We start from the raw sequence: 25077 nt of genomic DNA, 5'->3' as shown, positions 1-25077 counted from the left end.
GAACAAGAGAACGTATAAAATGTGTTTTTAGACTCTAATAGCGACTTAATTTAGCGTGCGCTTGCAGCCAATATGAGAATGTGATGACGCGAGCAGCAGCACCAAAGCAAACATTTGAAGCTCGAACACTGCTAGCCATTTGAGTCAATGATTTTGCTTGTAAGTGCCTGTAGTCCCTTACCTTTGTTGACCAATTTCCATGCTAAATAACAATCGGCCTCAACGGGTGCATTTTCCGAGGGAATAATCACTAACGCTTTCTGGCTGACGAGCCCAGCAATTCTTGCTTGTGGCAAAAATCCAACCCCTAAACCCGCTTTAATGGCAGCTATTTTTTGATGAACGCTGGTAACGTAAAAATGTTGGCTTTGCTCAATTACATTACTGGTCCATGGAATCGCATTACGAGCAGAATCATGCACAATCACAGTACGAAAATCTTCAATATCTGTGTTACTAACAGGCTGAGGTAAACGCGCAATAGGATGATCTGGTGCTGCCACTAACACCTGCGATAAGCTGCCTAGCGAAACTGTTCGAATACCTTGATAATTTGGCGCAGGCGAAGGCGCCCCAATCACTACGTCGACCTTATCTTCTTGCAACGCTTCCCATGTGCCATTCATCACATGCTCACTTATATCGACCTCAATATTGGGGTAATCAGCCAAAAAGCTAGCCAAGGTATTCATCAGAGGTTGGCAATCTAAAATAGAGTCAATACCGATACGAATTTTCGGCTCCCAGCCATGTGCGATGGTTTGCGCCTGCTCGCTAATTTTACTGACCGCGCCAAGCACTTTTCGCCCTTCTGCTAGCAAATGTCGGCCTGCGGGCGTCAGCACAGCGCGGCGGCCTTGACGGACAAACAAGGTAATGGACAGCTGTTCTTCAAGCTTTTGTACGATATAAGACAGTGCCGATGGCACTTTGTTGAGCTGCTCTGCCGCAGCTGCAAAGCTGCCACGATTATCAATGGCATCTAGTACTAGCAAGGCTTCTAGCGTGATCGGGCTTTTGTACATTTTTGCTCCTTTGATTAGGCAGTCATCGATTATTCAAATTATTTGAACATATTAGTCAAATAATGCCGGTTATTCCATCCAATTTAAGCTCGTAGAATACCCTCAACGCTTAAGGAGAGCAGATGTAAACCACTCCTTAACGAGCAAATAACAGACTTTAAACGAATACTGAGGATTAACTAATGAACACAGCAACAATCAAAAACTTATTCACATCACAGCAAAATATTTCAACATTACCACTGCGCCTGATCGCCGGCATTATCTTTGCAGCCCATGGCGCACAAAAGCTTTTCGCTTGGTTTGGTGGTTATGGCCTTGATGGCACTGGTCAATGGATGGAGTCAATCGGCTTAGCGCCAGGCTACTTAATGGCACTGATGGCAGGTAGCGCGGAATTTTTTGGCGGCCTGCTACTCATTGTCGGCTTACTAACTCGCCCTGCTGCATTAGCACTAGCGTTTACTATGGTGGTGGCTATTTTCAGTGTGCACTTTCAAAACGGCCTATTTATGAGCAACAACGGCTACGAATTTGGTCTGTCGTTATTAGCTATCAGTGTGGCACTGGTTTTCCAAGGTGGTGGCCGCTTCGCGCTAGATAACTTAGTAGCAAACCGCATTAAGTAGCTATAGCAGCAATGACCTATTAATTGTAATTATCAATATAACGCGCGCCATTTGGCTATGTTTATCATCATGGCGCGCATTTAAACATACCGAACAAAAATTAACAGCGGGAGCAAGAACATGGGCTTATTAGTCAAAGGTAAATGGCACGACAAATGGTACGACACAAAAAACAGCAAAGGCTCGTTTGAGCGTCAAGAAAGCCGTTTTCGCCACCAAATTAGCGACGCACCTGATGCACTTTATCAACCAGAAGCAGGACGTTATCACCTTTATGTATCACTGGCTTGTCCGTGGGCACATCGCACCCTGATTTTTCGCGAGTTAAAAGGCTTACAAGATATTATCAGTGTCAGTGTCGTCGAAGCCGAAATGCTGGAAAACGGCTGGGAATTTGGCGAACAAGGCAGTCAAACGGCTGATCCTCTGCACGGCTTTGACTACCTTTATCAAGTGTATTTAAAAGCCGCGTCTGACTATGAAGGCCGGGTGACGGTACCTGTGCTGTGGGATAAAAAAACGCAGACAATAGTCAACAATGAGTCGAGCGAAATTATCCGTATCTTTAATACCGCCTTTAATTCGCTGACCGGAAACCAGAATAATTACTATCCAGATACGTTACAATCGCGCATCAATGAAATAAATGACCGCGTTTATGATGCAATCAATAATGGGGTTTATCGCGCCGGTTTTGCCACCACCCAAGCAGCTTATGAAGAAGCGTATTTTAAGCTATTTGCAAACCTAGACTGGCTTGAGCAGCACTTAGCCAATAATCGCTATTTAGTCGGTGAAAGGTTAACCGAAGCCGATTGGCGCTTATTTACCACATTGATCCGCTTTGACGCTGTGTATCACGGCCACTTTAAGTGTAATCGCAATAAACTTAGCGAGTTTCACCATATCAGCAACTATGTGCGCGAACTCTACCAAGTGGCGAATGTCGCCAGTACAGTGGATTTTGATCATATAAAAGTGCACTACTACGCCAGCCATCGCACTATTAACCCAACGTTAGTCGTCCCTGCTGGTCCAGTGCTAGATTTTGATGCACCACATGATCGCACGCAAATAAGTGCGTAAAGCAGTTAAGAGGAGTTTCTATGATTAAACATATTCCCTATCAGCAGCTTGGCAAAGCAGATCACGGTTGGTTAAAAGCAAATCATCACTTTAGTTTTGCTCATTATTACAACCCAAAACGCATGGGCTTTGGCACCTTACGAGTGATTAATGACGACTGGGTTGCCGCGGGGACGGGTTTCCCCCCTCACCCACACAAAAATATGGAAATTATTAGCTTTATTCGCTCTGGTGCTATCACCCATCAAGACAGCGTTGGCAATAAAGGCATCACGCCAGCCGGTGAAGTACAAGTGATGAGCGCCGGCACTGGTATCGTGCATTCAGAATATAATTTGAGCAAAGAGCCACTGACCCTTTATCAAATCTGGATCGAGCCAAATCAACATAATGTTAAGCCACGCTGGGACAGCAAGCGCTTGTCGCAAAAGGTGAACAGCGATAACTTACCTTTACTTGTTTCGGGCTTTAAAGAAGACAAAGACAAGGCGTTATTTATTCATCAAGAAGCCAGAATATTTGGTGGCAAGCTTGCCAAAGGCACTGAGCTTGAACATGAAATTACCCATCAGGCCTATATTCTCGCCTCATCCGGTAGTGTCGATATTATTGATGGCATCAATCGTATAACCTTGGCAAAAGGCGATGGCGCAGAGGTAACACGCCAGCAACAAATCGTTATTGAAGCGCATTCAGATGCCGAGCTAATTATTATTGACGCACCTGTGCACTAGCGAGAGTAATAGTACCTTCAACTTAATTTTGAAACAGGCATAAAAAAGGCGAACCCACTTGGAGTTCGCCTAAGTACTAAAATCAATAAATGATGAAAGCACTGCATCTTCAAACTAGCTGTTTATAAAAACAACAAAACTTCAAACATAACAACCCTTCAAAGCTGTTATGTTGTAACAGTAATTTATATATCGAAAAAACTCAACAATATTTTTGCAACATTATCACAGAACATTACCTGTAATTTATTTTACCAATGACAAACAAAGCGACTGAAGTCTTTTAAAATATACAACGAAATAAAAAACAGTTAATTAAGCACGTCATCAACATTGTGACATAGTTACAACAACTAGAGTGTGTAAGGTAAACGACAATTATCACAGGTGAGCTAATGTAGCAGTTACTCTAGCAGCTAAGCTGCGTACTTTTTTACTAGCTTCTGCTAATTGACACTCTTTAATAGCCTAGTAACATCATTTTGATAAATGGTGAACAGCCTTTTTATCCCTCAAATACACTCACGTCTAAACCATACAAAATTGTATTAATCTCTCGTCACTAATTGCGTTACTATGTTGTTCAGCATTAAGTTATAAAAGCTTGAATAATGAGAGTATTACTTGTCGAAGATGATATTGATACAGCCGACTTTATCGTACGAGGCTTAAGTCAGTCGGGCGAATTTACACATCATGAAACCACAGGTAAAGGCGGCATTATTTCAGCGACAACGGGAGATTTTGACGTCATCATCTTTGATCGATTACTACCCGATATGGATGGCGTAGATGCAATTCGCGTGTTACGACAAAGCAAATTACTCACTCCCATTATCGTGTTAACCGCATTAGCAGAAACAAACGAGCGAGTCGCAGGGCTTGAAGCGGGTGCAGACGACTACCTAGTTAAACCTTTTGCCTTTAGTGAGTTACACGCCAGACTAAAAGCACTAGCACGGCGACAACCATTGCAGCCAGTTAATCAACAGTTGCAGCTAGGAGATTTAATTGTTGATCGCACAACGAGAAAAGTGACTCGCGCCGGACAAACAATCACGTTGCTGCCGCGAGAATATCAAATTCTGGAATATCTGCTGCTCAATACGGACCAGTTAATCACAAAAACGATGCTACTAGAAAATGTGTGGGGATTTAGTTTTGATCCCAAAACTAGCATAGTGCAAACCCATGTTAGTCGATTACGCACGAAACTGGATAAACCTTTTGCGTATGATCTGATAAAAACAGTACGTGGCAGCGGTTATTTAATTAATGATGACCATTAACTTAGTGTCACTGAAAAGATCTTTACCAATAAATACAAGCATTGATGGCGAATGACAAAGTACAATGAACAACTAACATTTTTGCGTAGCCCCCTATTTCTTTACGCGCTTGTATTCGGCGTACTTGCTGCACTTGTCTTAACCCTTGCGCTGGGTATTCGTGCGTTGTGGTTTGTTGAGCACGAGCAACAAATGCTCAAAGAAGAGTTACTTGAATTTAAACAAGAAATTTTAGATATTTACCACGAAGACGGCGCCATGGGTGTGCGTGAAGAGTTTGGCCTTGAACGACTGCATCCTTGGAACATTGAGGAGACTCGTGAACACTTCAGCGAAAATGAACTGGTATTTTCTGTCCTCAATAAACGCGGTCAGCTAATCGCAGGTGCTGCGCTTGGGGGCGACTTTAACATACCTTGGCAACGACTAAGTTTCGAACTAGAAGAAGAAACTGTTGACATCATCAGCCACCACTTTGCTGTCGGAGAACAATTCCAAGTCGGCTTATCCCGTATCACTTCATGGATAACTGAAGAAGCTTGGCATGAGTTTACGCACCTTGCGCTATGGTTATGGCTAACCATCCCGTTGCTTTTTAGCCTATTCGGTCTTTTAATCGCAAAGCGACAAATAGCAACGACTTTGCAATTAACGACAGAAATTGAACAGCTAATCACGGCCTCAAAACTGGCTCCGTTAACTATGAAAGGTTCGGCAAGCAAAATGGCGTCAGAGCCTATCAGTCACGTTCGTTTTAGCATTAATCAGCTGATTGCAAAAATGTCCGCAATGCATCAAGACATTGAAACTATGTCAGTCGGCATTGCACACGATTTAAAAACTCCTCTATCGCGAGTCGCTAACCGCTTGCAGTTGATGCAGCAAGACATCGATGACCCTCGCATGACCGCCGAGCATTTGGAGCAATGCATCGAACAAGTTAATGTTGTTATTTCGACGTTTACCAGTATTGTTCGTTTAAGTGAGATTGAGTCTGGCCAGCGCAAACAGAGTTTTAGCCGATTAAATTTATCCACACTCATTCAAGAAATGGCAGAAAACTATGAACCCTTGTTTTCTGATTCAGGGCGCACGCTCGACATTTCGGTCGTTGATGATGTTTATTGCTCTGGTGACAAAGACTTGTTAAATCAAATGCTGAACAACTTACTGGAAAATGCGCTTGAATACAGTGAAGCAAACGCCAAAGTTTGGATTAGATTACAACACCATACTTCAGGCGTATTATTGCAAGTAGGAGATTCAGGGCCAGGTATTAGCACGAGTGATCAAGAACGTGTTTTCAGTCGCTTCTATCGCGGCGATATTAGCCGAAATAAGCCCGGCAATGGCCTAGGGCTCAGCATTGTTAAAGCCATTGTTAATCTGCACGATGCGCCAATTAGCATACTGCCTAAACAAGCTGGAGTAACTGGCGCAGTATTTAATATTGTTATTCCTATCTCGCACTAATAGCAATTGACGCAATAGCAGCTATTTCACCAGTTCCAACGCTGATAATGCTATAAACAATTGCTATCCGCCTCCTAGTTATCCGCACATAAAGTAAATCGATCAAAGCCCAATTTTTTTATTGCCGCGTAATTTCTACGCGGTATGGTGATTTCTCGTGCTTGCTCCACCAAGCATACAAATTTGTATGCTTGCAATCGTTGCTTTGTATAACACTTGCTCAATAAAAAGTCCTACACTGGATTTGAAGCTTTGTGTTAAACGCCTAACGGTGAAGGAGTAGTAGAATGAGACAAAGATTTATCTACATTGGGCAAAAAGCTGGCATCGCGGTGATGCTAAGCATTGCAATGACCATTGCCGGCTGTGGCGGCTCTTCTGGCAGCGAGAATACAGGTGATGAAAGTGATGTTAGCGGCATCAATAGCTCAATCAATACTCCCCCCACAACACAGCCAGACAATAGCAATGACAATGACAGTGACTCTTCTGGAGACAATAGCGCTAATTCTGGTTCAGAGCCGTCAACAGGCAGCGATTCAGATACCACTGTAATCAGCGCAAACACTGCTGATGATGTTTTTTCAAGCACCAACAGCACGGCACGTTTTCTAGGGCAAGCAACATTTGGTGCAACGCCCGAACAACTGACACAACTTGTTAATACAAGTGCCTCTGAATGGTTTAAACAACAAATAAGCCTTTCACCATCTTTAGTGCTACCAACAGTAGAAGGCTACCGCCCAGAAGACGAAGAAGATGACTTCAATCTATTTTACATAGAAGCGACGAGCTTTGGCTTTTGGCAAAATAGCATTATGGCAGCCGATCAATTGCGCCAGCGTATGGCTTTTGCCCTTTCTGAAATTTTAGTTGTATCAAATGGCGGCGGTGAAGTGCTTACCGATGTGCCAGAAGCCGTTGCTAGCTACCAAGATATTCTTATTCAGCAGGCGTTTGGTAATTACCGAGAGCTATTAGAAGCGGTAACTTATTCTCCTGCCATGGGATATTACTTAACCTATTTGGGCAGTGAAAAAGGGGATGAAGCAACTGGACGAATGCCTGATGAAAACTATGCACGCGAGCTAATTCAGCTTTTTACCCTAGGCGTTGTTGAATTAAATCTAGATGGCACCGTTAAATTAGACGATAACGAACAGCCTATTGAAACCTACACCAATCAAGACATTACCGGATTAGCACGAGTTTTCACTGGGCTTAACTTAAACGAAACGCTAGTGGAAGAATCTATTGGCCTAGCGTTTAGTGCCCCTATGCAAGGGTATGCCGAGTCACATTCAAGCAAAGAAAAGTCATTTTTAGGCTATACGATTCCCGCTAATACAGCGCTGCAATCGTCTATTGATTTAGCGTTAGATCATATTTTTACTCACCCTAACCTAGCTCCTTTTGTCAGTAAGCAATTAATTCAACGCTTAGTGAGTTCAAATCCAACGCCAGCATATGTTGAGCACGTGTCCAGTGCATTTAATACGGGCAGCTATCAACTGCCAGACGGGGCTGTAATTGGTGCTGGTCAGCGCGGTGATTTACAAGCAACATTAGCTGCCATTTTATTTTACTCAGAAGCACGTGCAACGCCCTCCTCTACCAATGGAAAAATCAGAGAGCCAATATTGCGCTTTACCCATTGGGCGCGAGCATTTAATGTCAAAAATATTACTCCTCAATACCAACTGTTGCTATGGGATACCAGTGCAAGTAGCGCCTTAGCGCAACACCCTTATCGTTCGCCCTCAGTGTTTAACTTTTTCCGACCTGGTTATAAAGCGCCAGGCAGCGAATCCGCCAGCCAGGGGCTGGTATCACCGGAATTGCAAATTACCAATGCCAGCGCTATCCCGGGCTATATCAACTTTATCACCTACTTTATTACTGGCCAGCAGCAAGATGCTGACTTTAAAGAAATTGTCGCTGAATTAGCGGAGCTAGGTAGGCAAGTAAGCGAAGATGAAATTCGAAATAGCTTTCGCGTTACCTATGAAGCTGAACTCGCGCTAACATCTGATGCTGCCGCACTACTAAATCACTTGGATACTCTGCTTACCGCCGGCAGTTTATCCACAGACACTCGTCAGCACATTATCAGTACGATAGAGACCATGAAAGATAGTGACTACGATGATATCGACATTGTACATATTGCAATTCTGATGGTAATGACCTCAACCGACTATCTATACCAACAGTAACGTGACGCAGTAAGGAATCTCAAAATGAACAGACGTAACTTTTTAAAAGCAAGCTCCCTATCTGCTAGCGCAGCAATGACGGCTTCAATGGCTGGTCTAGGTGCACTGCTAAATAGCCGAAATGCGCAAGCTGCTGAAGAAGACTATAAAGCGCTGGTGTGCGTGTTTCTATATGGCGGCATGGACAATCATGACACCATCATCCCCTATGACACTGAAGGTTATAGCCAGTGGTCACAAATTCGTTCATCTATGCTAAGCAACTATAAAATACCTAGAACAAGAGAGAACCTGCTACCTATTACTAGCTCGGCAAGTCGCTTTGGTGAGCGCACTTTTGCTTTGCCGCCCGAAATGAAAGGATTACAGCAATTGTATCAACAAGGTCATATGGCGGTTGTTGGCAATGTTGGTCCTTTAGTTGAAGTAACGTCAGCAACAAGTTTCAATAACGATACAGCTCGGTTGCCAGCCCGTTTGTTCTCTCATAATGATCAGCAGTCAACGTGGATGTCGGGCACTACTGAGGGAGCACAATTAGGTTGGGCTGGTCAATTAAATGATGCGCTCATTCAGTCAGGTCAACAGTCTGTGAACACCTTCTCAGCAATTACAACTTCGGAAACGGAGTTACTGCTCACTGGTGAACAAACGACGCCATTTCATGTACAAGGTGATAGCGCCGTTAGCCTAGATATACTTGATGAAACTAGCGGCGCTCTGCAAGCTCAATTGCTTTCACACTTTAGTGGTCAAAACACCAGTCAAGGCGCGATAATTCAGCGAGACTTGGCTGGAAAAATAAATCAAGCATATCAAGCTAATAAGCTTTACAGCCAAGCGCTAAACTCCACTAGCAGTAGTAATCTTACCATGCCAAACACGAGATTGGGTCGTCAGCTTGGTACAGTTGCAAAAACCATTAATGCTCGCAGTCAGCTGCAAAGCAAGCGCCAGCTCTTTATAGTAGCCATAGGAGGATTTGATACTCATTCAGGTCAAGCACAAAGCCTACCTCAGCTTCAACAAATGCTAGATGACGCAATACTTGGCTTTTATCAAAATATTTCAGCGTTAAATTTGGCAGATAAAGTCACTTTGTTCACCGCGTCTGATTTTGGTAGAACGCTAGCTGTTAATGGTGATGGCACCGATCATGGCTGGGGAGCACATCATTTTGTTGTTGGTGGTGCAGTAAACGGTGGCCATGTGTTTGGTGATATACCGCCAGCGAGTTTCAATCATCAGTTTGATGCTGGCAGTGGGCGCTTGATTCCAACAACCTCAGTTGAACAGTATGTCGCTAATTTCGGCGCTTGGCTGGGCCTTAGTGAAGCAGAGCTTGCGACCGTATTTCCAAACCTAACAAACTTTGCTGAACGGCCAACCCTGTTTAAAACCGAGTTGGCCTAGCAACTATACTAGCAACTATAGTTAGCTGCTAGTCATAAAATGTATATGGGGCTAGAGCAAATTTAGCCCCATTGACTTCCATAATGCTTACCACGATGCCCAAGTATTCATTGCCCCTGTATAAAATCTCTAGCTGAAAATCATCTGAAGGTTTTTACCCCTCCAATTAATCAATCAAACACATTGAAGAAGGTTAAGCAGGCTTTTCGTGAGGTGCTTGCCCATGATGAAAATCAAAAAAAGCATCTAGTACTTGTTTGGGCGCTTCTAACTGTGGATAGTGCCCAATATCGTTTAACTCACACACATCGGCGTCAGCGATTAACTCATCAAATCTAGCAGCCATATGCGCCCCTGAAATCGGGTCAGTCATGCCACAAATATATTTTAGCGGAACTTGAGCATTGGTTAATGCGCCCACCCAACGCTCGCGATTTTGTTTGCGCTGAACAATATAGTGAATCAACTTAGGCATTATTCTTCGGCCATTATTGTGCATCAGCAATTGCCATAAGCCATCAATCACCTCTTCACTAGGTGGCGTATTTTTACCAAAGATCTTATGGAAATTGCGTTTTAACGCTGATTTAGTAGTGAATAGGGTTACTACCCTTCCCAGTGGCGACAGCAATAGTTTTTGCAACAGTACAGGACGATGTGATTCTGGAAACAAACCACCATTAAGTAAGCAACAACTAAGAATTTTAGGGTCGGCAATTGGTTCAAGTTGGCGAGCCAACAACTCTTGAGCAACCGTGTCACCATAGTCATGAGCCAGTATATGGTAATCAGTCACATCAAGTTTTTTTAACAAGCTAGTGAACAAGCTCGCTTGTTCACGAATGAGATAATCAACACCAATTGGTTTGTCGGAAAAACCAAAACCTAACATGTCTAAGGTGATCAGGCGAAAGTGCTGTCCTAGTTTGTTCCAAATGGGCTGCCAATCCCAACTAGCACTGGGATAACCATGAATAAGCACCAATACTTGCCCATGTTTTAATCCCCCTTGGCGAACAAATATATTTTGTCCATTTAATTTAACCAGCTCGCCCGCTGCTTGCCAGGCTGATAATGTATCCATATCGCATCCTTTCGCTGTACTGCTGTGATACTGAACGTATGCAACTCCTGCTTGATTATTCGCAATGGCTAGTTTGAATTAAACTTTAGAGCATCAATAGAAAAGCGAATAAAAGTATTATTGAGTGCATTGTTTTGTATTAATTGTATACAGTGTAACCAATTGTCATGATGATTTCATAATTAAGATTCACAATTTGCAAAATAGTTCTGCCAACGAATCGTAGATTAAAAGAGCATCTAATTTTATTGCGATTAATGGCGGTTCGTTCATTTCATTTTGCGAATAGATTTATCATCAATGCAGTCTGTTATTACCAGCCATGGCATCAAACTAAGTTATCAAGATAGAGGCGATAAAGCCGCACCAGCGATTATTTTGATCATGGGCTTGGGAGCACAAATGACAGTGTGGCCAGACGAATTGTATTTTGGCTTGGTTGATAAAGGTTTTCGGGTTATCCGTTTTGATAATCGTGATGTTGGCCAATCCAGTCAACTTGATGAATTTGGCGATCCTAGCTTAGTGAAAAGCTGGTTGAGTACTCGCTTTCCCTCTCGTTTGAAAGTGCCCTATTTACTCGAGGATATGGCGGGTGACGTATTGGCATTAATGTCATCCTTAAAAATTAAGAAAGCGCACTTAGTGGGCGCCTCTATGGGCGGGATGATTGGACAAATCTTAGCAGCGCAGCATAAAAAGCGGGTGTTAAGCTTAACATCAATTATGTCGTCTAGTTCAAGCCCGAAAATTTCTTCTACTAATATGAGCGTCTTTTTAAAACTTGCCAAAAGACCACAACCAAATGCTCGTGAAGCAGTGATCCAATATCACATGAAAATGAATCGATTAATTGGCAGCCCTAAATACCCTGCAAAAGAGCAGGAGCTGCGAGCACAAGCAAAGAAGAATATTGAAAGAGGCTATAATCCCGGAGGCTTTAAGCGCCAACTCGCGGCAATAACCGCAAGCGGTGATCGCCGTAAACTTGCACAGAAAATAAAAGTGCCAACGCTAGTTATTCATGGCAGTGCTGATCCCGTCATTCCATTAAGTGCAGGAATAGAAACCGCCAAAGATATCCCCAAAGCGAAACTGAAAGTTGTTTATGGCTTAGGGCATGACTTTCCTGTGCCCTTGATGCCTAAACTCGCCAAATGGATCACAAAGCACGCCCTAAAAGCCCAAGAAAAGTCACAAGAAAAATTACAAAAAAAGGCGCGACAAAAGGCCAAGAAAAAGCAGGCTCAAGCAAACTAGCGCAGTATACCTATCACCTGCCATTAAATTCGCTGTTTTCAATCGAACCTACATGCGTTTTGCATTAACATTAGACAAATTAACGCTGCCAGAGCCGTCGCTGAGCAAATTAAAGCTCGTAGCGTTGTTTACATTGATACTGCCTGAACCATCTCTAACCGTCACTTGCCCTGTTACATCGGATACATGGATACTGCCGGAGCCATCGTTAATGCGCACATCACCGTCGATAAGTTCAATATCAATAGAGCCTGAACCATCCTCAATGGCTAAAGCGGTGTGATTGTTTGTTGTTTTAATACTGCCCGAACCGTCTTCTATCTTGCTCACACTCGCATTGTCGATAACCATACGACCTGAGCCGTCTTTTATCTCGGTAACTAGCTGTGCGGGTAAAGTAACAGTGACATCTATACGGGTATCACTGCGACAATTATTTGCAGCCAGCTGGGCGCGCTGTTTATCGCCATTTGCATAATCTAGCGACAAACAATATTCCTCACCAGCGTCCACTTGGTAAATTTCCGCTGACACATTGATATCATCCACCTCATCACCGATGACAATGAGGCTGCCAGCACCTGCGTCTATTTCAAAGTGTTCAAGTGCTGACGCATCCATTGTTAAGCGCTTAGTCTCAACATATTCATAATCATTGTTCCATCCTGCAACCGCATTTGTTGCCGATAAAAGCGCCACCGTCAACGCAGTAATAGAGACTATTTTATTCATTGTGTTTTCCTTTTCTTACTATTCGGGCCACTGATCCGAGCTACCTATTCGAGCTACTAATTCGAGCTTTGCAGCTGACGCTCGCAGAGTTCAGTGCGTTTGTTTAATACATCTTAGATGCGGTGAATTTAAGAAAGGTTTAAATACTCCTAATATTTTTTGTTGCTCTCTGCATTTTACTATTAGGGCGTGTTGACCTTTCAGGGTTGTTTTTGCAGCAGTCTGTTTGGGTTTTATACTAGGCGGCACTTGTGTAGTGTAGTTATTCTCCATAAATAAGTGCCAACACAGTAGAAAATTCAAACAGACGCTGCCCCTTTGCTTTGTGTTGAGGGGGTTCATCTAAACGCTTCCTGCTCATTGTTGCTCGCTTTTTACATACGACTGCATGGATGCAGGAGCTAGGGCGACTCAGGAGACAAAGCCGAGAACGACTATGCGACAAAGCGAGCGCCGCGATCAGAAAGCGTTTAGGTTGAACAAAATTCAATCTCGAAAGATCAACACGCCCTAATATTTACTATTTTTTAACAAATTGGACAGTTTAGCCATATTTTGCCTTTAGCTGAAAATTTATACTTAGTAGCAAAGGAAGACACTAAGGTTGGATTAGGTAAGACAATGGCTACTCTATTGAAGCGCATGCTAATTGCGTCATCATTGCTAAGTGCAAGCATCGCAGCTAATGCATCGTTAATCACAAACGGAAGCTTTGAGCAGTTATTATTTGATGACAGTAGCAAAGCACAAGGGCAAATATTTAACACAAATCTTGCTGATTTCACCCAGAGAAATAGCGCTTGGGATGTGTTTTATAACTTACCCGGCTGGCAAACCAGTTATGGTAACGGCATTGAGCTACAGAAGAATGTTGTAACTAATTCACAAGATGGTCAATATCATGTTGAGCTTGATTCGCACACTAGAGGTGCCTCAAATTCAGCAATGACGCAAATCATCGACTCCTTAGTGATTGGTCAAAATTATCAGCTTGAGTTTTATTACAAGCCAAGAACTAATCGTGATAACGATAACGCTATTCATGTTTACTGGCATGATGCGGATGTTAATTTTGATCAGAGTTTGCAAGCTAAACATATTGCCGATGGCAGCCGCAGCGCGATTCCAAACTGGCAGGTGCAAACTGTGCAATTTAAAGCAACGGCAACAGAAATGGCATTAAGCTTTGCCTCGGTGGGTGCTCAAAACACACTAGGCGGTTTAATTGATAATGTTTCACTTGTTGCAGTTAGCGAGCCCCCTGTTATTGCACTTATGCTAGGTGGCGCAGCATTATTTGGCTTTAGACGCAGACAAGCGAATAAGTAGTGTTTTCAATTTATTTACTTGTCAACATTAATTGTCAGTATTAACCGATTTCTCGAACTTTCTTGGTCATAAGCCAGCCCCCACATTTGGCTGATTAAGAAAGTTCACCCTCGGTTTAACGTATAAGACGTATTCAGCTATTTCCTCTTCGTTTTACTTTCCCTCTTCAGACCTCTCGCTTTAAACCTGCTTGCTTTTTAGGCTTTAGTTATCAAGCAGCACAGCCTTGATTTATAAATTCTTGATATATCGTTTCAAAACCTTCAATACCAAGTAGCTCAGCTTTCTCAAACAAATCATCAACGCCCTGATGTTCAGCTGCGATGCGGTACAAACAATTAAGTAATAACATCATTAGCTTACTCTCATGGCTCGCTTTACTCTTGCTCAAGCAAATTTGTTCGAGTTGATTGAGCTGTTTAATGATTCCGGCATCTAAATGCCAAATGGAAAGCAATAACGAAGACGCGCCAAATAAACTTAACGACAAGCTTTGCTGTAGGTGATGATTAAGTGTTGATAGATCATCAATACCGGATACCGAGTGCACAATTAACGCTTGGTGCTCTGTACTTTGATGCGCGAGTAAAAAAATACCTAACAAACCAAATACCAACATTTGCTCAGCTAGCGCATGATCGGCAAACCACGCAGAAGTTGTTTGCTTACGCGTTAGTTGCATAAGCTTGGGAGCAAGCTCAAATGCTTGGCAATAACGTTCGATAATCATGGGATCTACATGGTGTTGTAGCGCATCTTTGACAGCGTATAAAACCGCAAGATTAACCACCGTTGTTATTCCTAGATTTCTTCCTATAGCCTCGCGTAAGTCCGTCGGCGTTTTGCCATAAATGGCCTTGCTGGCAAGGCCGATAACTCGTCCGGAAAATACAGGATCTTTTTCGATAATGGCAACCGCACAGGCCAAGTCAAGTGTCCCACTGTCGCTTTCGGCGAGCAATTTAGCACAGCTATCTGGCATAGGTGGCAAGTCGTTGGCAATAGCAATTAAATTCTGACGGCGCTGCGCCCCGTGGTTTAACGAAAGCTCTCGAAACCTTGATGGCGTAATACCAAACTTTTGTCGAAAAGCACGCTCGAAAGTCGCACGCTCAGAGTAGCCAAGTGATATTGCCAGAGCTTCAATTTTGGGTTTCTCAGTAAGCAAAGCCTTAACGCAAAGTTCATTAAGGTACTTTTGTTGGATTAGTTTATAGCTGGTTTCTTCTTGCGCTAGCTTGCGACGAAACGACGTCATACTCATGGACAAAGACTGCGCGCACTGCTCAATTGTCAATGCCGCTGGCACTGAGCTTTCCGCTAATAAACGAACAACTATCTCAGTTAACACAAGGCTCGGTTGCTGATCCACAAAGTTACCCAAATTGGCGATTAAAGTGGCGATATTATGTTTGCTTAGCGAGCTAACAACAAGTCCTTATTAACAAGAGATTAACGGAACAAGTGGACGGCAGATAATATCTATTTTTTGCGAGCTATCAACCCTATTATACAAAAATGCCTATCGATACAAACAGTACAGATAGGTATTTGATTTTCAAAAATTTAAATTGATGAGCTGTTAAAAGCTTATAACACAGTAATGGTAGCTTCTTGAGGCAAGCGTGCTTTTGGTAGACCGTAGTTATAGTCTTCACCATCTTTGTGATAACCCATTGCTAGCGCAACGTCACACACATGGCCGTCTAGCTCTTCAGCAAAAATTTCGCTGATAAGCGCAGGATCAACACCTTCCATCGGAGTAGAGCCAATACCTAAGCGCGCTAGCACGTGTAGTGTATTGCCTAGTGCTAAGTATGTTTGCGCTTTAGTCCAATCACTGTTGTTGCCTTTTTCATCAGTATTTGCTTCAGCAAAACCAAACGCGCCATCTAACATGTCATTGTATCTTTCTTCAGGTAAGTGACCAGAAGACACTTCAACATCAACCACTTTACGGTAGTCATCTTTTGTATAGCTTGGGTTGTAAGCGAATAAAATCACGTGCGATGCTTCGGTTGCATGTGGTTGGTTAAACTGATGCATGTTTGCAAATGTGTCGTGGAAACGTTTTTTCGCTTCATCTGTTTCAAGAATAATAAACTTCCACGGCTGTGAGTTAATTGAAGACGCTGATAAGCGAAGTGATTCTTTAATCACTGCCATATCTTCAGCCGAAATTTTCTTGCTTGCGTCGTATTTTTTAACGGTGTAACGATCGCTTAAATCTTTGATAATTTGATGAGACATATCTTTCTCCACTACTTTGTCTGCTATTGCTAATGTGACATTCACTAGCAGCGAGACCACCAGAATTTGTCAACGGCGCGCAGAATACAGAATTCAATCGTGGCGAAAAATACAGAAATTGGAAAAACTTTATAAAGGAATAATTGATAATCCAATAACACCTTGTTTTCAAATAATAAAAATAAACATGGGTTGGTATTCAAATTACAAAAAGAAACAAGTTTCATTAGCTTAGTAACGCTTTTGCAAGTAAAACTAAACAATAAATATCGATACACCTAGGTCTTTTAATCCTTTAAGCAATAGCGATTCGCTATTGGCAATATACACTTGGTAATAAATACTTGGCGCTGAACATTGACGCTGAATACTTAGCACTGAAAAGCTAGCCAGCTTTTACCATAAACTGAACGTAAGCCAGCTAAGCTATCTCAAACCAAATTAACTTTGACGAAACAAGAGTAAACAAAAAACCGCCCCCTACATATCAGTAAGAAGCGGTTTTTCTGTTTTCTCATTTCTGACAATTTATACCTTAGCTCGTTTGCGCCAATTTGGGCTGTGCGGCCATGGCAGGTTTGTCACCTATAACCGCCACCAACAAGGCAGGTAAGAATGTTAAACTCAACAACGTAGATACCAAAATACCACTCAGCACAATAATGCCCACGCCGCGATATAACTCAGTTCCTTCACCAGGAATTAAAACGAGTGGTGCTAGGCCAAATATGGTCGTTGCGGTTGACATTAAAATGGGCTTTAGTCGTTTGTTGACAGCTGCTATCACTGCTTCCTTCGCCGCCATACCTTGGTCAATAACAAAACGGCGCGTTTGGTCAACAATCAAAATGGGGTTATTCACCACAGTACCTAACAAGATTAAAAACCCAAGCATGGTGATCATATCAAAGGGTTGATGGCTCGCCGAGATGCCCATTGACGATAGCAAGCTATTAACACCATTAACCGCAACTAACCCCAACAAGCCGCCAGCCATGCCTAATGGCACTGTTGCCAAAATAAACATAGGGTAACGCCAGTGAGTAAAAATGGCGACCAAGAGCAAATAACTTAACACTAAGGCGATTAAGAAATTTCCAGAGAGTGAGTTTTTAGTTGCCTCTAATTGATCAGCTGCACCACTGATGCTCACGTTAATACCTTGCGCTATTTTTCCATCGCGCCAAAGGGTAGGCAAAAGCTGTTCACGCACAATTTGTTCAGCAGTTTCTAGGGCAACAATGCGCGGCGGAATAATATAAACAGTAACGGTTCGGTTGCCATCGACACGGCGCACCGAGTTACTATTTTTGCTCTCTTTCAAGTCAGCAAGTGCATGTAATGGCAGCACTTGCCCAGCAGATGTAACAATCGGAGTGACGGCAAGTTCTTCCAAATTTTGTTGATTGCCCGCACCGCTAAACATGAAAATATCAATTTTATCGTCGTTGAGAATAAACTCATCGACATAGGCACCATCGCTCATTGCCGCAACCGAGTAGCCAAAATCATTATTGTTGATGTTGAGCTCAGCCAAGCGATGCCAGCGAGGTTTAATTTCAATCAAGGGCTGGTCTAGTGTTAGCGATCTTGGCTCTGAATTTATTTGCGGATTATCGAAAAAAACATTGGCCTGTTCATAAACCGCCTCTGCTGCTTGGTATAACTCGGTAATGTTGCTACCAGAAATATCAACCGCGACAGCTCTTGTGCCACCGTCATTACTTGAGATAATTGACCCCCTTGCTGAGAACGCGCGCATGTTGTCATAACTGCGGAATTTTTCCGTTATCGCCGTCATCATGGCATTAATATTATCAGGCTCAACAGGAGCGCTTAGCAGCCAAATTCGCCCAACCGAAACCGACATTGAATAATAAGCCAGTGGCGGCATATTGGTTTTGCCACTGGCATAGTCTTCACCGCCTGCCTGCACATACTGATCAAAATAGGCTCTAAGCTCAGTGCCGATTTTCTCCATTTCCGATAAGTTATAGTTAGGCGGTGCTATCATCATAGAAAACGCTTTCGGCTCCTCACCTTCCGGCAAATATTCTGCTGCTGGCATTAGCAAATACGCAGCTCCTAATGTAGCAACAATAAACGCAAGCGCGGCAGTTCGAGCTCTTGATTTACTCTTTGTAGACCACATTGCCAAACCAAGCCATCGTTTTGATAAAGTAAACTGCTGCCCCTGTTTGAGATCTTCTTTTTTGCTGATATTGGCCAGTGCCGCTGGCACAATAAATATCGCCACTAACATTGACGCGATAATTGCGCCTGAAATGGCAATAGCAATATCTGAATACAGCTGACCTGCCTCTTGCTCAACAAATAAAATTGGCGCAAAAACTAATACCGTTGTGGAAGTAGAAGCCAGTACCGCTGGCCATACTTCACTAACGCCAGTAATAGCCGCTTTAACTTTGCTAACCCCTTGCCGTTTCGCCTGAATAATCGCTTCTAGTACAACAATGGTATTATCTACTGTCATGCCAATGGCAAAGGCAACGCCTGCTAGTGAAATCACATTGATTGTGCGGCCAAACATCATTAGCGCAAAAAATGCCGCAATAGTGCAAATTGGAATCCCCATCACGCCCACTAAGGTGGCTTTACCCGAGCGTAAAAAGAAGTACATGACTAAGGTGGCTAACAAAGCGCCTAAAATTAAATTAACCCAAACATTGTTAAGCGAACTCTGTACGTATTGCACGTCATCACTGGTCAGCTTTAATTCCAAGCCATTTTGTGCCAGCAACTGACGGTTAATATCGGCAACAACAGGCAGCATGGCTTCTTTAATGGCTAGTACGTTCGAGCCGCTCTCTCGCCTGACCGATAAACTTAACGTGCGTTCTCCATCGTTGAACGATAATCGACGTGTTTCAAAATGATCTAAGGTAACCGTTGCAACGTCTTTGAGCAGAATGTTGGCATTATCACGGCGGGTAATCACTAAATTTTCTAACTGGCTAAGTTCTTCAAAGCGACCAATCACACGCAATAAATAGCGGCTGGCGCCACTTTCAATATCACCTGCGGAGCTATCTTTGTTGCGATTGCGAATTGCCGTGCGTAATTGCGGTAAACTAATGCCCCGCTGCGCTAAGCGGGCAGCATCTACTTTAATTTGAATCTGTCGCTGTGCCCCTCCACGCACGCCAACTTCTGACACCCCTGACACGCTCTCCATACGCGGTCGAATATAATCCTCGGCAAAATCTCGCAGTAAATCCACATCTAGATTCAACGGGTTGCCTTGCACGGGTTTTAACACAAAGTACATAAAGGCATTGCCAGAAAATGAGCTAGAAAATAAGCGCGGCTGATCAACGTTTTCAGGGTACGCTGGTACTTGGCTAAGCGCATTATTCACGCGAATCAAGGCGTCATTCGCATCAACACCAAAAGGAAACTCCAACTCAATTCGTGCTTGCCCCATTTCCGCATAAGAAACCATGCGTTTGAGGTTTGATAAACTGCGTAAGTAACGTTCTTGCTCAATGAGTATTTCTTTCTCAACATCTTGCGGCGTTGCTCCCGGCCACCCCGTTTGTACTGTGATTGTACGCACCTCAAGATCAGGAATCATTTGCACCGGAATATTAAGTGCTGCCGCCAAGCCTAGTATGGTAGTGATTAATGCAATTACCGCGACCAAGGTTCCACGACTAACCGCTGATGCTATCATTGCTTCGCTCCTTTGATGCGATTAACAGCCAATAACGCGCCATCTTTTAACAAGGCAACTCCAGTGACCACAAAATCACTATTGCTAGGTGCGCCAGTTACAGCGACTTGCTCTCCTTGTGTCTCAACCACTTTGACAAGGTGACGTTTGGCGCGATTCTGCTCAACGGTAAATACGCTACGACCACCGTCAGGATGCTGTTTTATTGCCGTTTTCGGCAGCCAAATTAAACGACTAAGCTGATCTCGCGTACTAGGTAAAATAATGTCAGCGCGCGCTGACATGCCAGCAACCAAATTTTCAGCCTGCGGCAAATCAACATAGCCAGTGATCGTACGACTGGTATTACTAGCATCACTGACAATACGGCTTAAGGTAGCGCTTATCGGAGGGTTTGCGATATTGGTTGGCGCTGCATCAGGGCTCACTTCAACCCCAATTATTTGGCCATTTACACTGTTTTCACGGTTAGTAAGGTTAGCGCTCGATAGCTGGCTAAAATACTCTTGTGGAATGGCCAGTTTAAGCCTGAGCTTTGCTTGCTCAACTAAAGTGAATGCGGGGCGCTGCTGGGTAATCCATTCACCGAGGTCAACATGGCGTTCACTAATCACACCGTCAAACGGTGCATACAAACGATGGCGATTAACAACTTCTTGCTGCTGTGCAACTTCAGCCTGTACTCGCTTAAATTCAGCATTAGCAATAGCAACTCCAGACTCTCGTTCCGCCATCAAGGTTTCAGCAACAAGTTGCTTTTTCGAAAGTGTCACCACTTCTTCATACAGGCGCTGTGCTTCAATTAACGCAGCGTGAGCAGCAGCAAGCGACGCCTCGCGCTGTGCCAAAGTTAGCGCAGCGAGTTTGTCATCAAGCACCAGCAAAGGGTCACCTTTGGCGACATAGTCGCCCGCTTCAACTAGCATAGCAGCAACAACGCCCGCCTCTAAAGTTGCCAGTTGTGCATGCTGGCGCGCTTCAACTGTGCCGGTAAGTGATAAGGTTTGTCGCAACGCTTGCTCCTCAGCCTTTAGCACATCTACCTTAGTCGGCGCGGCTTGCCCGTTTTGTTGCTCAGCGATTGCTTTTGTCATAGAGCTAATACAGCCCAAAACAGTTAGCAGCAGTAATGTCGCGATCTTTGTGTGTTTAGCTATCAAAGTAACCAACCTTTAAATGATAATTATTATTAAATACGTTAATAGAGTAAAAGATCCACATACTATTTGTAATATGCGGGTATATTCTTTACGTTTTCTTTACATAAGCTGATTGCGTTAAATCACAATTAATCGAATAAATTGCCGATTTGCTATGCACTTATCTATAGCTTAGCTAGAATACGAGCTAACACGTCCAAAAAAAGTCGAAAACATGCTTCACACTGTAAAACCCAGAAAATTAGCCCTAGCCATAGCACTGATTACCACTTCAACTCATTATTTTATGCCTACATACGCACAAGCTGCGAGTGCTTCACCAGAAGTTAACATTGGCGGCGCTGTTCGCCTAAATTACGGCTGGCGGGACTATGACAATGACTCTAACGGTAAATTTGAAATTGAGCTGTTTCGAATCGACGCCGATGTCAGCCAAGACAAATGGTATCTTGATGCTCAATTTCGTTGGTATCAAGACTTTGACGCCATTCATCATGCTGAAGTTGGCTACAAAGTAGATGAAAACAACACAGTTATTGCTGGTGTTACGCAAGTGCCCTTTGGTATCGCACCATACGCCTCAAACAGTTTCTGGTTTACTGGTGCTTACTATGTTGGCTTGGAAGATGATTACGACACGGGTGTAAAATGGCAAACCAAAGGTGATGGCTGGAATGCTGATTTAGCCTACTTCTTTAATGCTGAGTATGATGATGGCGCAAGATACAGTCGTTACTCGTTTGATATTGCTAGTACTGACGAAAGAGCTAACCGCGAAGATGGCCAAGTTAACGGTCGCATTCAATATCAACTGGGTAACCACACAGTGGGAGCATCTGCCCAATTAGGCAAATTTATCAATAGCCAGTCGCAAGACAAAGGCGACCACTGGGCGGCAGGCGCGCATTATGTTGGCACCTTTGGCAGTTGGAAAGTTAGCGGCCAGCTAATGCAATACGACTATGATACTGAAGAAAGCTTAGGTACAGCAGATCATAGAATTGCCCTTTCAGCGTTTGAGTTTCCTTTTGATATTGCCGCTAAAGCAACACTCAGTAATTTAAACATTGCCAAAACGTTTACCTACAACAATGATCTTGTCGATAGCATTACTTGCTACAACGAAGTGACCTTGATTGACCCGAATGATCGTTCTGGCTTGGCTGAATCGATTCAAAACGTTACCGGCTGTGCAATTGCTAAAGGCGGTTTATATACCTACGTAGATTGGATTGCCGGTAAAAATATGTGGTTTGTCGGTGGCCCAGGTGTAGGTATTGAACAAGGTCCTGAAAGATGGCGTTCACGCCTAAATATCAATATCGGCTACTACTTCTAGTCACTTGGTTTTCTTAGTGTATCTGTTAGCTCAACCGTACACGTGAGAAACCTATCTATACTTGCGGTAATTCAATTGGTACTGCTGATAAGGCTTTGTTTAATTCAAAGCCTTTTCTATATTCTAACCCGCCCTTTCTGTTTCCCTTAGCTAGTGCATCAACTTTTCCTCTTAGCGTCGCAGCTTTCATTTTGCTAGCTATGCTTCATACAGAAATTTCTATTCCTCTTACTGAGCTTTCTATTCCTCAAACATAAAGTAGCTTCATGACAGCAAGTGTTATCACCTAGGAGGTACAATTCCTTTCGGCATTTGTTTGACTATCAGCAAAAGCTTACTAATTTTATTAGTAGGCCACCGTTGTTAAGGTAAATAAATGACCATTTCACAAAAACTTATCTCAGCATTTATCGCAACCATTACACTTCCTTTATTCACCATTTCGGTATTAATGATCAATAAAATAATTGATCAGGCTTATATAGACTTTGAAGTGAATAATACCCGCGAAGTAAAGCAAGTTGATCATGCTGTTGAATTGTTTTTTAAAGAAATAGCCAAGAACGTTATCTACATAACAGAAAATCAATTCGTTAAAAATGCGAGCCAAGATATCGCCCGTTATCTTGAAAATACGCAATCAACCGAGATGACTCCTCGCCAAAATAGTGAATTAGAGCAACAAATATTTGCCGACTTTGACAGCTTTGGCGCAAGCCACGAAGGGATCTCATACATCTATCTTGGTAATCAAGCTGGTGGCTACCTGCAATGGCCAATTGGCAGCATCAGCGCTAACTATGATCCTCGCCCTCGACCATGGTACCAACGTGGTTTACAAGGAAAAGGTGAAGCGGTGCGTACAAATGCCTATTACTGGGAACCAGACGACGCAGTGATCGTTTCTACCGTTAGAACCATCACCAACAATGGGCAGTTAGTTGGCGTTGCAGGCATGGATGTGTCGCTTAAAGAACTTACTCAAATGGCGAAGAAAATTAGGATTGGCGAGTCCGGTTATTTGATGGTGATAGAAGATAGTGGCAATGTGCTAGTCGATGCCAAGTACCCAGATCATAACTTTAAACAACTCGCCGAAATTGAAAACGGCGTTTTCTCCGAAATTGCTCAGCAGAGCAATGGCGTAGTCGAACTTGAAATATACGACGAAACCTACCTTGCCAATATCTACACCTCGCCCCAAATGGGCTGGAAATACGTTAGCATGATGGAAAGCTCCGAAGTACTCGCATCTGCATATAGCATGGCAGTACTTATCGTCATTATTAGCGCAGTGTTACTCGTGATATTTGCAATTTTAGGTGTCTACCTAGCAAGGCTTATTTCAAAGCCTATTGTTACCGTTACCGAAGGGCTTGAAGAGATAGCACAAGGTGGTGGTGACCTTACCAAACGTTTGCACATCAAAACCAATGACGAAACAGGTAAACTGTCAGAAAGCTTTAACCGCTTCTTAGGCTCAATTGCCCAGTTAATTAAAGAAATTAATCAAAGCAGCGAGAATGTGAACCAGTCTGCCGACCAAACATCAGCGTTATCGAGCAATTTAGATGCGTCGATCAAGCAACAACTGGAAGCCCTTGACCAATCTGCAACAGCCATCAATGAAATGGCAGCAACTGCAAATGAAGTGGCCAGCAATTGTGTAAGTGCAGCCGATTCTGCAAATGCCACAAAAGACTCAGCAGAATCAGGTCAACAGCTTATTGAACAAGCGGTTGTGAGCGTACAAGCACTCGGCGAGCTAACGCAAAAATCCGCTGATAGCATTCGCCATCTCGATGTAGAAAGTGAAAACATCACTTCGATATTAGACGTGATTCGCGGCATTGCCGAGCAAACCAACCTATTGGCATTAAATGCAGCCATTGAAGCCGCACGTGCGGGCGAGCAAGGGCGTGGTTTTGCTGTGGTCGCCGACGAAGTCCGTGCGCTATCACAACGCACCCACGAGTCCACCGAAGAAATCGCTCATCAGCTGGGCAAATTAAGAAATATGACGCAAAGCGTGTCGAATGATATGGAAATCAGCGTTGATAAATCACAGCAAACAATCGAATTTACACAAGAGGCTAAAACCTCTTTTGATAGTATTACTGGCTCGGTTGATGCCATCAGTGAAATGAACACGCAAATAGCAGCCGCGGCAGAAGAGCAGCAAGTGGTGGCAGAAGATATCAGCCGAAACGTTGTAGAAATTAAGATGGCAGCCGATGAAGTCGCGGTGATTTCGTCGCAAGCTGGCGAAAACTCGCAGGACCTCAACACGCTTTCGGCAGATTTGAATGCGTTAGTTCAGAAATTTAAGGTGTAGTTAGTTGAGATAAAGAAAACTAAAAAGGA

19 protein-coding genes are annotated in these 25077 nt (G+C 43.4%); 11 read left to right on the top strand and 8 right to left on the bottom strand.

From position 1 onward, the window contains the following. Nucleotides 1–131: 131 nt before the first annotated feature. Nucleotides 132–1025: a LysR substrate-binding domain-containing protein gene (locus DXX92_RS06350; RefSeq protein ID WP_115999692.1), complete on the bottom strand. Its 894-nt coding sequence runs from the start codon at nt 1023–1025 to the stop codon at nt 132–134. A gap of 182 nt (nt 1026–1207) precedes the next feature. Between DXX92_RS06350 and DXX92_RS06345 the strand changes: the two genes are divergently transcribed. From DXX92_RS06345 to DXX92_RS06315, 7 genes are all read left to right on the top strand, one after another. Further along, nucleotides 1208–1654, top strand: coding sequence for a DoxX family protein (locus DXX92_RS06345; RefSeq protein ID WP_115999691.1), 447 nt, complete (start codon nt 1208–1210; stop codon nt 1652–1654). Nucleotides 1655–1774: 120 nt separating this feature from the next. After that, nucleotides 1775–2740 carry a glutathione S-transferase family protein gene (locus DXX92_RS06340; protein ID WP_115999690.1) on the top strand — a complete coding sequence of 322 codons (966 nt, stop codon included), beginning with the start codon at nt 1775–1777 and terminating at the stop codon, nt 2738–2740. 20 nt (nt 2741–2760) lie between these two features. Further along, a complete protein-coding gene (locus DXX92_RS06335; RefSeq protein ID WP_115999689.1) occupies nt 2761–3474 on the top strand; it encodes a pirin family protein in 714 nt (237 codons plus the stop codon). Nucleotides 3475–4085: 611 nt separating this feature from the next. Next, a complete protein-coding gene (locus DXX92_RS06330) occupies nt 4086–4763 on the top strand; it encodes a response regulator transcription factor (RefSeq protein ID WP_115999688.1) in 678 nt (225 codons plus the stop codon). Between the two features lie 51 nt (nt 4764–4814). Continuing rightward, a complete protein-coding gene (locus DXX92_RS06325; RefSeq protein ID WP_115999687.1) occupies nt 4815–6236 on the top strand; it encodes a sensor histidine kinase in 1422 nt (473 codons plus the stop codon). A 287-nt stretch (nt 6237–6523) separates the two neighbouring features. Continuing rightward, nucleotides 6524–8452, top strand: coding sequence for a DUF1800 domain-containing protein (locus DXX92_RS06320; RefSeq protein ID WP_115999686.1), 1929 nt, complete (start codon nt 6524–6526; stop codon nt 8450–8452). A gap of 24 nt (nt 8453–8476) precedes the next feature. Continuing rightward, entirely contained in the window at nt 8477–9865 is a 1389-nt protein-coding gene (locus DXX92_RS06315) for a DUF1501 domain-containing protein (RefSeq protein ID WP_115999685.1), read from the top strand. 193 nt (nt 9866–10058) lie between these two features. On the opposite strand, the gene DXX92_RS06310 is transcribed toward DXX92_RS06315, so the two are convergent. After that, a complete protein-coding gene (locus DXX92_RS06310) occupies nt 10059–10949 on the bottom strand; it encodes an alpha/beta fold hydrolase (RefSeq protein ID WP_115999684.1) in 891 nt (296 codons plus the stop codon). A gap of 300 nt (nt 10950–11249) precedes the next feature. Here DXX92_RS06310 and DXX92_RS06305 point away from each other — a divergent pair, with 300 nt between their 5' ends. Next, nucleotides 11250–12209, top strand: coding sequence for an alpha/beta fold hydrolase (locus DXX92_RS06305; RefSeq protein ID WP_115999683.1), 960 nt, complete (start codon nt 11250–11252; stop codon nt 12207–12209). A 48-nt stretch (nt 12210–12257) separates the two neighbouring features. Here the strand turns inward: DXX92_RS06305 and DXX92_RS06300 are convergent, their stop codons facing one another. After that, nucleotides 12258–12941, bottom strand: coding sequence for a hypothetical protein (locus tag DXX92_RS06300; protein ID WP_115999682.1), 684 nt, complete (start codon nt 12939–12941; stop codon nt 12258–12260). Nucleotides 12942–13562: 621 nt separating this feature from the next. On the opposite strand from DXX92_RS06300, the gene DXX92_RS06290 reads away from it, so the two are divergent. Further along, nucleotides 13563–14270, top strand: a complete 708-nt coding sequence (locus DXX92_RS06290; protein ID WP_115999680.1) for a PEP-CTERM sorting domain-containing protein — start codon at nt 13563–13565, stop codon at nt 14268–14270. A gap of 211 nt (nt 14271–14481) precedes the next feature. Here the strand turns inward: DXX92_RS06290 and DXX92_RS06285 are convergent, their stop codons facing one another. The 4 genes from DXX92_RS06285 to DXX92_RS06270 all read right to left on the bottom strand — a co-directional run bounded on the left by DXX92_RS06285 (nt 14482) and on the right by DXX92_RS06270 (nt 21308). Beyond that, complete coding sequence (locus tag DXX92_RS06285) at nt 14482–15642, bottom strand: helix-turn-helix domain-containing protein (RefSeq protein ID WP_147301938.1); 1161 nt, start codon at nt 15640–15642, stop codon at nt 14482–14484. 218 nt (nt 15643–15860) lie between these two features. Next, nucleotides 15861–16520, bottom strand: coding sequence for a nitroreductase family protein (locus tag DXX92_RS06280; RefSeq protein WP_115999678.1), 660 nt, complete (start codon nt 16518–16520; stop codon nt 15861–15863). Nucleotides 16521–17055: 535 nt separating this feature from the next. Further along, on the bottom strand, nt 17056–20214 hold the full coding sequence (locus DXX92_RS06275) for an efflux RND transporter permease subunit (RefSeq protein WP_115999677.1): 3159 nt from the start codon (nt 20212–20214) through the stop codon (nt 17056–17058). Next, nucleotides 20211–21308, bottom strand: a complete 1098-nt coding sequence (locus DXX92_RS06270) for an efflux RND transporter periplasmic adaptor subunit (RefSeq protein ID WP_115999676.1) — start codon at nt 21306–21308, stop codon at nt 20211–20213. Before DXX92_RS06270 ends, DXX92_RS06275 begins: the two co-directional genes overlap by 4 nt. Before the next feature lie 280 nt (nt 21309–21588). Here DXX92_RS06270 and DXX92_RS06265 point away from each other — a divergent pair, with 280 nt between their 5' ends. Next, nucleotides 21589–22713 carry a hypothetical protein gene (locus DXX92_RS06265; RefSeq protein WP_220347628.1) on the top strand — a complete coding sequence of 375 codons (1125 nt, stop codon included), beginning with the start codon at nt 21589–21591 and terminating at the stop codon, nt 22711–22713. A 55-nt stretch (nt 22714–22768) separates the two neighbouring features. Here the strand turns inward: DXX92_RS06265 and DXX92_RS19315 are convergent, their stop codons facing one another. Then, a complete protein-coding gene (locus DXX92_RS19315; RefSeq protein WP_281269071.1) occupies nt 22769–22903 on the bottom strand; it encodes a hypothetical protein in 135 nt (44 codons plus the stop codon). A gap of 186 nt (nt 22904–23089) precedes the next feature. On the opposite strand from DXX92_RS19315, the gene DXX92_RS06260 reads away from it, so the two are divergent. Then, entirely contained in the window at nt 23090–25048 is a 1959-nt protein-coding gene (locus DXX92_RS06260) for a methyl-accepting chemotaxis protein (RefSeq protein ID WP_115999675.1), read from the top strand. Nucleotides 25049–25077: the final 29 nt, after the last annotated feature.

It is taken from the genome of Thalassotalea euphylliae (assembly GCF_003390395.1).
Classification (GTDB): domain Bacteria; phylum Pseudomonadota; class Gammaproteobacteria; order Enterobacterales; family Alteromonadaceae; genus Thalassotalea_F; species Thalassotalea_F euphylliae_C.
The sequence above is the reverse complement of the archived record's forward strand: the minus strand, read 5'-3'. Positions and strand labels throughout refer to the sequence as shown.

Coding starts and splice junctions, on each gene's coding strand:
- DXX92_RS06305 (WP_115999683.1), top strand. CDS start 11,250: ATGCAGTCTGTTATTACCAGCCATGGCATCAAACTAAGTTATCAAGAT.
- DXX92_RS06310 (WP_115999684.1), bottom strand. CDS start 10,949: ATGGATACATTATCAGCCTGGCAAGCAGCGGGCGAGCTGGTTAAATTA.
- DXX92_RS06335 (WP_115999689.1), top strand. CDS start 2,761: ATGATTAAACATATTCCCTATCAGCAGCTTGGCAAAGCAGATCACGGT.
- DXX92_RS06330 (WP_115999688.1), top strand. CDS start 4,086: ATGAGAGTATTACTTGTCGAAGATGATATTGATACAGCCGACTTTATC.
- DXX92_RS06350 (WP_115999692.1), bottom strand. CDS start 1,025: ATGTACAAAAGCCCGATCACGCTAGAAGCCTTGCTAGTACTAGATGCC.
- DXX92_RS06300 (WP_115999682.1), bottom strand. CDS start 12,941: ATGAATAAAATAGTCTCTATTACTGCGTTGACGGTGGCGCTTTTATCG.
- DXX92_RS06265 (WP_220347628.1), top strand. CDS start 21,589: ATGCTTCACACTGTAAAACCCAGAAAATTAGCCCTAGCCATAGCACTG.
- DXX92_RS06340 (WP_115999690.1), top strand. CDS start 1,775: ATGGGCTTATTAGTCAAAGGTAAATGGCACGACAAATGGTACGACACA.
- DXX92_RS06325 (WP_115999687.1), top strand. CDS start 4,815: ATGACAAAGTACAATGAACAACTAACATTTTTGCGTAGCCCCCTATTT.
- DXX92_RS06275 (WP_115999677.1), bottom strand. CDS start 20,214: ATGATAGCATCAGCGGTTAGTCGTGGAACCTTGGTCGCGGTAATTGCA.
- DXX92_RS06320 (WP_115999686.1), top strand. CDS start 6,524: ATGAGACAAAGATTTATCTACATTGGGCAAAAAGCTGGCATCGCGGTG.
- DXX92_RS06280 (WP_115999678.1), bottom strand. CDS start 16,520: ATGTCTCATCAAATTATCAAAGATTTAAGCGATCGTTACACCGTTAAA.
- DXX92_RS06270 (WP_115999676.1), bottom strand. CDS start 21,308: ATGACAAAAGCAATCGCTGAGCAACAAAACGGGCAAGCCGCGCCGACT.
- DXX92_RS06345 (WP_115999691.1), top strand. CDS start 1,208: ATGAACACAGCAACAATCAAAAACTTATTCACATCACAGCAAAATATT.
- DXX92_RS06315 (WP_115999685.1), top strand. CDS start 8,477: ATGAACAGACGTAACTTTTTAAAAGCAAGCTCCCTATCTGCTAGCGCA.
- DXX92_RS06290 (WP_115999680.1), top strand. CDS start 13,563: ATGGCTACTCTATTGAAGCGCATGCTAATTGCGTCATCATTGCTAAGT.
- DXX92_RS06260 (WP_115999675.1), top strand. CDS start 23,090: ATGACCATTTCACAAAAACTTATCTCAGCATTTATCGCAACCATTACA.
- DXX92_RS19315 (WP_281269071.1), bottom strand. CDS start 22,903: ATGAAAGCTGCGACGCTAAGAGGAAAAGTTGATGCACTAGCTAAGGGA.